This window comes from Shewanella youngdeokensis, from assembly GCF_033180165.1.
Classification (GTDB): domain Bacteria; phylum Pseudomonadota; class Gammaproteobacteria; order Enterobacterales; family Shewanellaceae; genus Shewanella; species Shewanella youngdeokensis.
On record NZ_CP136522.1, the window covers coordinates 1896196 to 1908578 of the forward strand.

The 12383-nt window shown below is 41.9% G+C and carries 6 protein-coding genes; all 6 read left to right on the top strand.

The genetic code is table 11. The features are described 5' to 3' along the window. Window positions 1-74: 74 nt before the first annotated feature. The 6 genes from RGE70_RS08205 to RGE70_RS08230 all read left to right on the top strand — a co-directional run bounded on the left by RGE70_RS08205 (window position 75) and on the right by RGE70_RS08230 (window position 12379). Window positions 75-1181 (top strand): efflux RND transporter periplasmic adaptor subunit, encoded by a 1107-nt coding sequence (locus RGE70_RS08205; RefSeq protein ID WP_310470990.1) that lies wholly within the window; start codon window positions 75-77, stop codon window positions 1179-1181. A gap of 8 nt (window positions 1182-1189) precedes the next feature. Further along, window positions 1190-4285 carry an efflux RND transporter permease subunit gene (locus tag RGE70_RS08210; RefSeq protein WP_310470991.1) on the top strand — a complete coding sequence of 1032 codons (3096 nt, stop codon included), beginning with the start codon at window positions 1190-1192 and terminating at the stop codon, window positions 4283-4285. 1 nt (window position 4286) lies between these two features. Next, window positions 4287-5762, top strand: coding sequence for an efflux transporter outer membrane subunit (locus RGE70_RS08215; protein ID WP_310470992.1), 1476 nt, complete (start codon window positions 4287-4289; stop codon window positions 5760-5762). Between the two features lie 924 nt (window positions 5763-6686). Beyond that, window positions 6687-7787 (top strand): efflux RND transporter periplasmic adaptor subunit, encoded by a 1101-nt coding sequence (locus tag RGE70_RS08220; protein WP_310470993.1) that lies wholly within the window; start codon window positions 6687-6689, stop codon window positions 7785-7787. 26 nt (window positions 7788-7813) lie between these two features. Next, window positions 7814-10897: an efflux RND transporter permease subunit gene (locus tag RGE70_RS08225; RefSeq protein ID WP_375087939.1), complete on the top strand. Its 3084-nt coding sequence runs from the start codon at window positions 7814-7816 to the stop codon at window positions 10895-10897. Between the two features lie 345 nt (window positions 10898-11242). Further along, the gene (locus RGE70_RS08230) at window positions 11243-12379 is read left to right on the top strand and encodes an efflux RND transporter periplasmic adaptor subunit (protein ID WP_310470995.1); all 1137 of its coding nucleotides are present in this window, start codon (window positions 11243-11245) and stop codon (window positions 12377-12379) included. Window positions 12380-12383 lie beyond the last annotated feature (4 nt).

A 12383-nucleotide genomic window follows, 5' to 3' on the forward strand; every position in this document is an offset into this window, starting at 1 on the left:
GTGCGGTATAGGCTGATTATCTTGTAAAGTTAAACACTTACACTCTCTCCCAATCGTTTCATAGGGAGAAAGTAATGACCAACTCTACATCAAAAATAGCTAAATTAGCCGTTACACCACTAGCACTCGTGATGGTAACGGCCTGTAATCAGGCTCCATCAGATACTGTTTCCGACTCTGCACGAGCAGAGCGTCCAGTTCAGGTAATGATGTTAACAGACCAACATCAAGCGAATGCCAAACAGTTTTCTGGGGTACTACAAGCAACTAAAGCTGCTAGTTTGTCATTCAAAGTCTCAGGAACAATCGAAGCTATTCTGGTTAAACCTGGCGATAAAGTAGAGCAAGGGCAAGTCCTTGCTCGCTTAGATCCACATGATTATCAAGTCACGGTCATCGAACTCGAAGCTCGCCTTGCTGAAGCTACGGCAGCTCATCAACTTGCGAAGGTTGAACTTAAGCGTGTTAAACAAGCTATCGCTGACGATGCCATTTCAAAAGTCAATTTAGATCGTGCTCAAAGTGGCTATCAGCGCAGCTTAGCAATGGTTGATGTTGTGACACAAAACCTTCAAAAAGCTAATGATGCATTGCGTTACACTGAACTTGTTGCGCCATTTAGTGGCGTTATTGGATCAAAATCACAACATGCTTTCGAGCAAACATCACCCGGTGCTGGTTTGTTTTCAATTCATCAACCTAACCAACTGAAAGCAGTGATTGATGTGCCTGAAAACTTAATCAATAAATTAACTATTGCTCAACCTGCCACGGTAACTTGGCATGGTAACGATACACCGTTGAGCGCAAAACTCACTGAAATGAATACCTTAGCTGATCCAATTAAACAAACTTACGCGGTTCAGTTTGGTATTGACCAACCACAAAGCAATGCTCTTCCAGGAAAAGCAGTGACTGTGTCAGTCAACTTAAATTCAAATGGATCTAGCTATTGTGTACCTTATGCCGCAATTAAAGGGCAGGGCGATGACCAAGTCGTTTACATCGTTAACAATCAAAAAATTGAGCAAAAATTGATTAGTGTAGAGTCTATGCACAGCAATCGAGTTTGTATCAGTGGTGATATAAAAACCGGTGATGCCGTCGTCACTGCAGGTGTTCATTACCTTTCTCCGTTACAAGCAGTTGTTAACACTGTGACTAAAACATTTAGCTACTAGGAGAGACTATGAATTTCGCCGAATTTGCCATCAGACAGCGACTGTTTGTACTGTTTTTCAGTGTACTGTGTATTATCGTTGGTATTATTTCTTACTTTGAATTAGGTAAGTTAGAAGACCCTTCATTTACAGTTAAAAGTGCCGTAGTGCTAACACTTTACCCAGGTGCTTCAGCTAGTGAAGTCGAGGTACAGGTTACGGATAAAATTGAGACTAAGCTGCAAGAAATGGGAGCCACGTGGAAGTTACGTTCGCTGTCTCGCCCTGGTAGCTCAATGATTTTTATTGACTTAAAAGAGAGCACGAACTCCGCTCAATTGCCGCAACAATGGGACCTACTGCGTCGTAAAGTCAATGATGTGAAGCTAACATTGCCAGCAACAGCGCAGATCAGCATTGTGCAAGATGAGTTCTCTGAAGTGTATGGCATGCTATTTAGTGTCTACGGCAAAAATGCTGATCCAGAAGCATTACGTAAGTATTCTAAAGAGTTACAACGTCGCCTTAAAACGGTTGATGGCATCAAAAAAATTGAACTACATGGTGTACAAAGCCAAGCGGTATATATTGATTTACCAGAAGAGCGTTTAGCTCAATATGGTATGTCGTCAGCGCAAGTGATTAGTCAACTTACAACGCAGAACCTCACATACGAAAGCGGTAGTTATGAAGCTGCTGGTGAGCGTATTCGTATAGATCAAAGTAGTGCATTTAAGTCGGTAGAAGATGTTAAAAATCTAACTATCAAAGGAGGAATGGGCAACTACAGTACGGGTCTATTGCGCCTTGGTGATATCGCTGATGTGAGCTTGGATTATCAAAGTCCAGCAACGACGCTCAGCCGGTTTAATGGTTTACCTGCTGTAACATTGGCGATTAGCCCAGTTACCGGTATTAATGTTGTTAGTCTTGGCGATACCATGACGCAAATCATTAATGATTATCAGCAAGAGCTACCAGTAGGGATCGAGATTGGCACCATTGCCTTTCAACCTGATGAAGTTGAAAAGTCGATTGAAGACTTTGTAATTAACCTGCTTGAAAGCGTACTTATTGTATTTGCGGTACTACTCATTTTTATGGGCTTTAAAAGTGCAACGATTGTCGGCGGCAGCTTGCTGTTTACGATCTTGTTAACTTTTATCTACATGTACATGGCTGGTATTGACTTACAGCGTGTATCACTGGGTACCTTTGTATTAGCGTTAGGTATGTTGGTTGATAACGCCATTGTGATCACTGACCTGTTTATTGCCAAACTTAATAGAGGCATTGAACGTACACAAGCTGCGATAGAGTCAGTTAAAGAAACGTCTAAACCGCTATTGGCTGCAACAGTGATTGCCATCATGGGTTCAAGCCCTGTGGTATTTTCACAAACTGATGCCGGTGAATTCGCCAGTTCAGTGTTCTTAATTATCTGTTCATCACTATTGTTCTCTTGGCTTGTTGCGGTAACACTGACGCCACTGCTGTGTTGGTTATGGATTAAACCTAGTACTAAAAAAGACAGTGAGGTTGTTCAAGCCAGCCGCTACCAACAGGCTGTTAACTGGACTGTGACCAACCCGGTTAAAGCAATCTCTATGGTTATCCCAATGATGCTGATCACAGCATTAGCAGTACCGTATGTTGCGATTAACTTTATTCCAAGCTCGGACCGAGCAATAACCTTCTTAGATTATTGGCAGCCCAATGGTGGTGATATAGCGCAAACATCACAAGACATGCAAAAAATTGAAGGCTGGCTATTAAAGCAACCTGAAGTCACCAGCATTTCAAGTTATGTAGGCGCCAGTGCTCCTCGTTTCTCTGTGACGGTAGAACCTGAACCATTTGACACGAGTTATGGCCAAATCGTGGTTAATGTGAAGGATTATGGTGGAATTGAAGGCTTAACTAAGCGTGGTGAGGAGTGGCTGGCTGCTAACTTCCCTAATTCAGAGCCGCGTTTTAGAGCGTTAAAATTGGCGACTAAAGACAAGTTCAGTGTTGAAGCTCGCTTTACAGGTGAAGACCCAGCAGTATTACACCGTTTATCTAACGAAGCTCAGGCGATTATGCGTGCGAACAGTAATACCAAGGCTGTTCGTGATGATTGGCGTCAAATGAGTAAAGTGATTGAACCTGTAATTAACCAAGAGCAGGCAAGACTTGCGGGTATTAACCGTACTGATATTTCATTTGCAATTAAACGGGCTACACAAGGAGTTACAGTAGGCACGTTGGTACAAGATGATCAACTGATCCCAATAAGCCTTAGAAGTGCCAATGCTGATTTGAGTAATATTGACACCTTGCCAGTTAAATCATTGCTAGGTACTCACAGTGTGCCGCTTGGGCAAGTTGTCGACAGCTTTGAGCTTAAAAGTGAAGAAAGCATGATCTGGCGTCGTAATCGAGTGCCGACAATTACAGCTCAAGCTGATGTATTTGACGCAACTCCGGCTCAAGTTAGAAACTTGATTAAAGCTGATATCGAAGCTATTGAATTGCCACCAGGGTATTCATTCGAATGGGGCGGTGAATATTACGATGAAAACCGTGCGATCACCGACACATTAAGCCAGATGCCAAAAGCATTATTAATGATGATTGTGATTATGGTAGCGATGTTTAATGGCTTTAAGCAGCCGATAATCATTTTGATCACCCTACCTTTAGCTGCGATTGGTGCAACCTGGACCTTATTGCTACTGGATAAACCATTCGGATTTATGGCATTGATTGGGGCGATTACCTTAGCGGGGATGATCATTAAAAACGGTATTGTGCTGATGGATCAAATTGAACTGGAACGCGCTAACAAAAAACCGTTAAAAGAAGCTGTAAAAGCTGCAACTTTAAACCGCACCATGGCGATTTCAATGGGCGCATTAACGACTGCACTCGGTATGATCCCATTGATTAGCGACCGTTTGTTTGACCAAATGGCCGCAACCATTATTGGTGGCTTAGCCGCTGCGACATTGTTGTCATTGTTTATTATGCCTGCGTTATATTGTCTTTTTTACCGCAACTCAGATGCCAATAATAGTGTTAAGGCAGCGACTGATGAGACAGTAAATAATGTATCAACTTCAGCCACTGTGGAGCAAAAATAGTATGAATTTTAAGAAACTTGCGCCTTTAGCGGTAGCATTAATGTTGGCCGGTTGTGCGGTTGGCCCCGACTATGTTGCACCAACAAGCAACTTAGACACTGAATACTTGTTTCAAGGGGTTGATGGTACTGAAGTAGGCGAAGCCAATCAGCATCTAGTTAATGCATGGTGGAAACAGTTCAATGATCCTATTTTGAACCAATTAGTGGTCGATGCTCAGAATCAAGCGATTCCATTAAAGGTTGCTGCACAGCGGATCCGTATGGCTGAGTCGTATCAAAGTGCGATTGAATCGTTCAAAGTTCCTACTGTGAGTGTGGGCGCTGGGTTTGGTAACCTTCAACTTAGTGAAAATGACCCACTATTAGGTGGGGCTATCACGGCCTTGAACCCACTAACGGGCGAAGATTTAGGCCTAGTTGAAGACAATAACAGCGCATTTTTTGCTGGGGCGACAATAGGATGGGAAGTGGATTTGTTTGGGCGGATTGACCGTCAAGCGAATGCGGCTTCTATTCGTAAAGAGCAAATGGAGATCATGCGAGAGGGCTTAACGACTTTAATCACCTCTGATGTTATTCATAACTACCTGCAGATGCGAGGAGCTCAAGCACGTCATGCTATTGCACTTAAAACAGTTGAAGATCAAGCTAAAACGCTTGAGCTTGTTAAGCTAACTGTAAAGAGTGGTTATGGTTCAGCATTAGATGAAGCACGAGCCCGCGCTGCGTTAGCAGCCACTAAAGCGGTTATCCCTCAGCTAAATATTGCTGAAAATGTGCATAAACAGCGCTTAGCTATTTTGTTAGGTGAAACTCCCAAGCAAAGCCAACACCGGTTTGCGACTAGCATGCCATTACCAAGCTTTACTGGCGTGATCCCAACGGGGTTGCCGTCAGATTTACTTAACCGACGTCCTGATATTCGGATTGCAGAACGAGAAATGGCGGCGCTTAATGAAGAAAGTGCAGCCGCAATTGCAGCTCAATACCCAAAAGTATTTTTAACAGGTGCACCAGGGGTGTTAGCAAAAGACTTTGACGATTTGTTCAATGGCGACTCAATTGCTTGGGCTGGCAGTATCGGAGTGAGTTGGAATGTATTTGATGGCGGACGAGGTGATGCCATTGTTGAAATGCAACAATCACGCTTTGATGCCAGCGTGCTAAGCTATCAGCAATCAGTGATAACCGCATTTGGTGAAGTTGAAACGTTATTAAATGGTTACGGCCAAAGTCAGCAGTATGTGACTTTAGTCAGCGAAGCGGCAACAGCAACTTCGTTTGCAGTAAATAAAGCTAAATCACTTTATAAAGCAGGGCTTACTGATCATTTATCAATTTTGGACGCCCAGCGTCAGCAAAATATAGTGCAAGACCAAGTCATTGCCGCCAAACTACAAACGGCCAATATGACAATTGCACTGCACAAAGCACTCGGAGGAAACTGGGACGTTGTCACTAAAACGGCCGATTAATCGTTAACAACATACTCAATAAAAAGCAGCACTTATGTGCTGCTTTTTTGTGTCTGTAGTTTGCTAATATGAGGGCAAATTGAACGATAGGTATTAAGCATAGATACGCTATGCTCGAGCATATTTAACAGACGAGTCAACCAAGACTGTGCGCTAACGCCTATGTGGCAAACACTATAACATTGCGCTCATAAGCCTTTGGCATATCAACTTAAAATCGTCATTGATTGTTCCATCAATACTGGCTGCAATAATATCGTTGATGTAGTTCTTTCCGAGTCACTCGCCAACATACTCGTGCGGTCATCAGTCATTTATGTGGCTCAAATGATTATTACAACTGATTTTTTGCCATTTAGAATTTACATTGCCATAGTTAAGTCATAAACATATTTCCTAGTTAAATAAATAATGCTTATTAATTAATGTTTTATAACAATGTATTTTGATTGTTAGAGAAAGATATTTAATCACTAAACGCATATAGCTAAAAAGTATAATGAAAAAAGAGTAAAGAAATTTATTAAATATAAATAGCAAGTTAGCAGACTGTACTAGAATGACTATGCTTGTAGTTTAAAAACAAATAGCGCTGAGCACTATTAGTAAACCCAAAGAGAAGTTAAGTGATTGAATTTATATTATGACAGTCAAAATTAATATTCAATTAATATTCGGGCGATTTTGACTAGTAAAACCACCTGTTATTGTCAATGTTAGTCGTTAAAAGAGGCTTGCGGGATTAGAAGTTGGTAAAATTAAATTAATATTTATTTATGAGTCGTAATGACTGAATGATAGTGAAAAATAAGCAGTCTGTATGCTGCGTAATTATTAGCTATCTATCTGAATTTTTGTTGATAATTATACAATAAACGTTCTGTTCATATTTACGTTCATGGATCACATGCTTGCGGAGTATTTATGATTCTATCTAAACCATTGTTAGTAACAACATTAGTCCTTTCTACCACGTCCTTGATCGGTTGCTCTGAGCAACAAGTAGAACAGCCAAAGGCTGAAGTTGTTAGACCTGTAAAATTGGCGACTGTAACGAGTGCAGCAGCTGGCATTCAACGCTCATTTCCAGCACAAGTTGCTGCAAACGCCAGCACTGAACTAGCGTTTAGAGTGGCAGGGCAAATCACAAAGCATTATGTGATTGAAGGTGAGCGTGTTAAAGAGGGGACACTAATTGCAGAATTAGACCCAACAGACAGAAAGATTCTACTAGACAATGCCACGGCTAATTATGAGCTTGCTGTATCTCAGCATGCACGTAATACCACATTGGTTCCAAAAGGATTGGCGACGCAAGCTGAATTCGATACATCTCGCGCAGCAATGCTAATGGGTAAAGCTAGACTTGATAGAGCGACCCAAAACCTTAAGTACACCAAAATCTACGCACCTTATGATGGTATCGTTGCTCAAATCCACAGTAATGACCACGATCACGTTGCAGCAACTCAATCTATCATCGAGTTTCAAAATGACAACGTCAGTGACATCCAATTCGATTTGCCTGAAAAGTTACTGAAGCAATTTGATCCTGAAAAGTTTAAAACCCTTAAAACTCAAGTGATTTTAGATAGCTACCCTGAGCAGCCGTTAACCGCTAAATTTAAAGAAATGCGTAAATCGGCTACTAATGGTGCGTTGAGCTTCAGAGTGACACTGTCAGTTGAAGCGCCAGCAACAATGCGTGTATTACCAGGCATGAGTGCTAACGTTATGACTGTTTTAGCTGATAACCAAGACACTATCAGCACGCAGGTTATTGTGCCTATGAGTGCGCTGTTTAGCCCAGAAACATCGAAGTTAGAAGACGGTAAGCAATTTGTTTGGGTTGTTGATAGTGAATATAAAACCCATTTACGTGAAGTAACCGTTGCCCGTCTATTATCATCTGGCGCAGTAATTGACTCTGGCTTAGCCGTTGGCGATAAAGTTGTGACGGCAGGTACATACCTTATTACTGAAAACCAACAGGTTAAAGAACTTCAGCGTGAGCGAGGTATTTAATGAGTACTGTTTCTAAAGATACAAATATGCCTGAGAACGTAGAAAATGAATGTCGTGATGGCGGCATCGCTGGCTACTCAATGCGTAATTCGGTGGTTAGCTGGCTAATCATGATGGTGCTGCTTGTTGGTGGTATATTGGCATTTAAAGATTTAGGTCGATTAGAAGATCCTGAATTTACGCCACGTTCTGCCATTATTGTGACAGCATATCCTGGTGCTTCACCTGAACAGGTTGAAGAAGAAGTCACGCTGCTAATTGAAAATGCATTGCAGCAGTTACCATCGGTTAAGTTTGTTAAGTCGGTGAGTACAGCTGGTTTATCGCAAGTAGATGTGATGATGGAGTCTGAATATACCAGTCTGCATTTACCACAAATTTGGGATGAAGTGCGCCGTAAGATTGGTGACTTAAATACGTTGCCTCCTGGGGCAAGTAAACCCATAGTAAATGATGACTTCGGTGATGTTTACGGCATGATTTGGGGGATCACTGGTGACGGCTATGAAATGGCTGAAATTGAGCGATTCGCAGATCAGCTTCGCCGTGACGTTGTTACACTTGATGGTGTGAGTAAAGTCTTTATTGGTGGTGTGCAGCAGCAACAAGTTTTTATCGAAATATCAAGCAGTAAACTTTCAGCGTTGAATATTCCGGTTACCCACATTACTAACCTGTTGCAGCAGCAAAACTCAGTGTCTAATGCTGGTCGTATCCGCATCCAAGACGACACCGTTAGACTAAACCCTACTGGTGAGTTCCAAGATATTTCGGAGCTGCGTGACCTTGTGATCAGCCCTATTGGCTCAGAAGCACGCATCACATTAGGTGACGTTGCTGAAGTTAGCCGAGGCTATAAAGAAGTTCCTAGCAAAATGATGTCTATGAATGGCTTACCAGCTCTTGAGTTTGGTGTGTCATTTATGCAGGGCGAAAACGTTATTGACGTTGGTAACCGTGTACAAGCTCATATTGATAGCATGCTTAATAAACAGCCTATTGGTATTGAGATGGAAAACATCTACAACCAACCAGTACAAGTTGAAAAGTCGGTTGATGGTTTCGTATGGAGCCTTGTTGAAGCTGTTGCTATTGTGATTGCAGTACTGTTACTTACTATGGGATTAAAGAGCGGTATCATCATTGGTATTGTATTAATCTTGTCTGTGACTGGTACCTTTATCTTCATGGAACAAATGGGTATTGACCTACAACGTATCTCACTAGGGGCACTTATTATTGCCTTAGGTATGTTGGTTGATAACGCCATTGTGGTGGTCGAAGGTATTCTGATTGGTATGCAGCGTGGTAAAAACCGTTTCCGTGCCGCCATTGATATTGTTGAACAAACAAAGTGGCCACTATTGGGCGCTACTGTTATTGCGGTAACTGCTTTTGCGCCGATTGGTTTATCAGAAGATATTTCTGGTGAATTAGTAGGAACCTTGTTCTGGGTTGTGCTTATCTCGCTAACACTAAGTTGGGTAACGGCCATTACAACCACTCCGTTTTTAGCGGCAATGTTCTTTAAGAATGTAACTCCAGCAGCTGAAGGTGAAGAAGAAGACCCGTACAAAGGTATTGTTTTTAGCTCATACAAAAAATTCTTACAAGGTTGTATTCGCCACAGAAAGAAAACCATGTTGGTACTACTGCTCCTGTTGTTAGGTTCAGTTAAAGGCTTTGGTATGCTGAAGAATGAATTCTTCCCTCCAATGAACTTACCTAAATTTATGGTCGACACTTGGTTGCCGTACAACACCGATATTCGTGCTACAGCAGCTGAAATTAAAGAGATGGAACAGCTGGTGCTGAGCCACCCTGAAGTGACTCAGGTTGCATCAAGTGTTGGTGGTGGTCATGTACGCTTTATGCTGGCTTATAAGCCTGAGAAAACGTACAACAACTACGGCAACTTAATGGTAACTATCAAGGACTTGGACAAACTACTTGTCGTGATGAAAGATGTCCGAGGTATGCTTGAAGATAACTTTACTGGTGCTAACTACAACTTTAAACGTTTTGAAATGGGCCCTGCTCCTGACGGACGTATTGAAGCACGTTTCCAAGGTCCAGACCCAGATGTATTAAGAGAGCTGTCAGCTAAAGCCAAAGCGATTATGGCGTCGCATGAAGGTGCGACGGCGGTACGTGATGACTGGCGTGAGCGTACTAAAGTTATTCGTCCGGTATTTAACGTTGAAGCGGCAAGAACATTAGGGATCAGTAAAGCCCAAGTTGATAGCGTACTATTAGCTAACTTCTCTGGTCGAACTGTAGGTATCTACCGCGACGGTTCTGATCTTATGCCTATTGTTGTGCGTCCTCCTGAAGTAGAACGTACTGATATTGACGGCGTAATGGAGTTAAGAATTTGGAGTAGTCAACTTAACCAGTATGTAAGCTTGTCGCAAGTTGTGCATAGCTTTGACGTCGAGTTCGAAGACCCGGTCATTATGCGTCGCGATAGAGTGCGTACCATTATGGCTATGACAGACGAAGATCAAATGGGCTCGTTAACCACAGCTGCTGTAATGCAATCATTTAAGGCAGAAATCGAAGCGATGGAAATACCTGAAGGCTACAGCATGCATTGGGGTGGTAAGTACGAAACCTCTATGGACGCGCTTGTTGCTTTAGGTTCAAAGTTAGGCGGTGGTTACATGGTGATGATTCTAATTACCATCTTACTGTTTAGCTCTTTCAAAGACGCTGCGGTTATTTGGACAGTAGTTCCGTTTGCGATAATTGGTGTGGTTGTTGGTCTTTATACCGCTAATATGCCGTTCACATTCTTAGCGCTGCTAGGTACTATGAGCTTGACGGGGATGCTGATCAAAAATGCCATTGTATTGGTTGAAGAGATAAAACTTCAAATCAATGAAGGCAAAGAAGATTACCTTGCTGTTATTGATGCATCTGTATCAAGGGTTCGACCTGTGAGCATGGCTGCAGTAACAACCGTGCTAGGTATGATCCCGTTGATCACCGATGGTTTCTTCCAAGCTATGGCTGTTGCTATGATGGCTGGTTTAACATTCGCGACAATTTTGACGTTGATTGTAACTCCGGTTATGTACACTGTTATTCATAGAGTTAGAGCTAAGTAAAGTTCTGAATGCCACACGCTAGCCCTTAGCGTGTGGCTTTTTCTTAAACCTTGATTCTTATTTCTTTTTTATCTTTTATAGCCTGTCTGTTATTTCGTACTCTATCTTCGTTTATTTCCAATCTGTTTAATTGTTTCTTACTTGCCTATTAGAATTCATATGAGCACTTGCTTATATATGTTCTATATTTAATCTAGAAAATATACTTGTTTATTTCTGCGCTGCAATATCCCCGTATTGTTACGAGTATGCCTTTTTCATGATGGGAGTATATTAGCGCCAAATTATCGCGTTAACTGAATATTTTCAAACCTAGAAAATATCTTTAAGAGTCAAAGGTACGTTATGAAAAAATATTGCTCACTTACACTTATCTCCGCCTGTATTGGTGCTGCTTTACTCAGTGGTTGTTCTGACCAGCAAGCTGGGAGTCAAAAAGCAAAGCCATTACCAAGTGTAGAAACAATCACTCTAACTGATTCAGCAATAACACCTTATTTTAATTTCATCGGACGTACGACAGCAGTTAATGAGGTCGATATTATTCCACGCGTTGGCGGTGAACTTATTGCTATGCATTTTAAAGATGGTGATTTGGTTGAGAAGGGGGATTTGCTATACCAAATCGATCCACGTGTTTACCAAGCCCAATTAAAGTCAGCTAAAGCTGCGTTAGCAATGGCTAAAGCCAATGTTGTAATGACGGCGAGTAATGAAAAACGTGCGAAGAAACTAATTAAAGATAAAAGTATCAGCGAAATGCAGTATGACACCGCGATTGCTGATTACGCTAAAGCGGTTGCATCAGTTGCTGAAGCTGAAGCTGCTGTTGCTTCTGCTGAATTAGAACTCGGTTTCTGTGATATTTACGCACCACTGTCAGGCCGTATTGGTTTTAGTAACTACAAAGTGGGTGACCGTATTACCATCGTTATTAAAAACCGTTTGGTTTCAATCGCTCAAGTTGATCCAATTCATTTCAACTTTGATATCGATGAAAAGCTGTACCGTAAAATTCGTTCAGGTGTGGACAAAGCAACAGCTAAAAACCAGATTGTTAACCCAGAGCTAACTTTAAAGTTGTCTGACGATACAGTTTATCCGCAAAAAGGTGAGATTTATGCGGTAGGCAACAAAATCAATACTGACAGCGGTTCTATCAACGTCCAAGCCAGTTTTGCTAATGAAAACTACTCACTAATCCCTGGTGAGCACGGCATGCTTAACGTTAAATTTGCTGAGCAAACGATTAACGGCGTAGTTGTTCCACGTTCTGCATTACAACAGAACCAAGCCGGTAGCTTTGTAATGGTAGTTGACGAAGATATGGTCGCATCACAGCGTTACATCGAACTTGGGCAAGATTACGGCATTAATCAACATGTGATTGAAGGCTTAAAAGCTGGCGACCGTATTGTGGTTAAAGGATTACAAAAGATCCGTGCTGGTGTTCAAGTGAAAGAAATAGCGCAAGCCAAGTAAGTTG

Excerpts from the sequence above, each read along its gene's own strand:
- RGE70_RS08225 (WP_375087939.1), top strand. The coding sequence starts at position 7,814 with ATGCCTGAGAACGTAGAAAATGAATGTCGTGATGGCGGCATCGCTGGC.
- RGE70_RS08205 (WP_310470990.1), top strand. The coding sequence starts at position 75 with ATGACCAACTCTACATCAAAAATAGCTAAATTAGCCGTTACACCACTA.
- RGE70_RS08210 (WP_310470991.1), top strand. The coding sequence starts at position 1,190 with ATGAATTTCGCCGAATTTGCCATCAGACAGCGACTGTTTGTACTGTTT.
- RGE70_RS08230 (WP_310470995.1), top strand. The coding sequence starts at position 11,243 with ATGAAAAAATATTGCTCACTTACACTTATCTCCGCCTGTATTGGTGCT.
- RGE70_RS08215 (WP_310470992.1), top strand. The coding sequence starts at position 4,287 with ATGAATTTTAAGAAACTTGCGCCTTTAGCGGTAGCATTAATGTTGGCC.
- RGE70_RS08220 (WP_310470993.1), top strand. The coding sequence starts at position 6,687 with ATGATTCTATCTAAACCATTGTTAGTAACAACATTAGTCCTTTCTACC.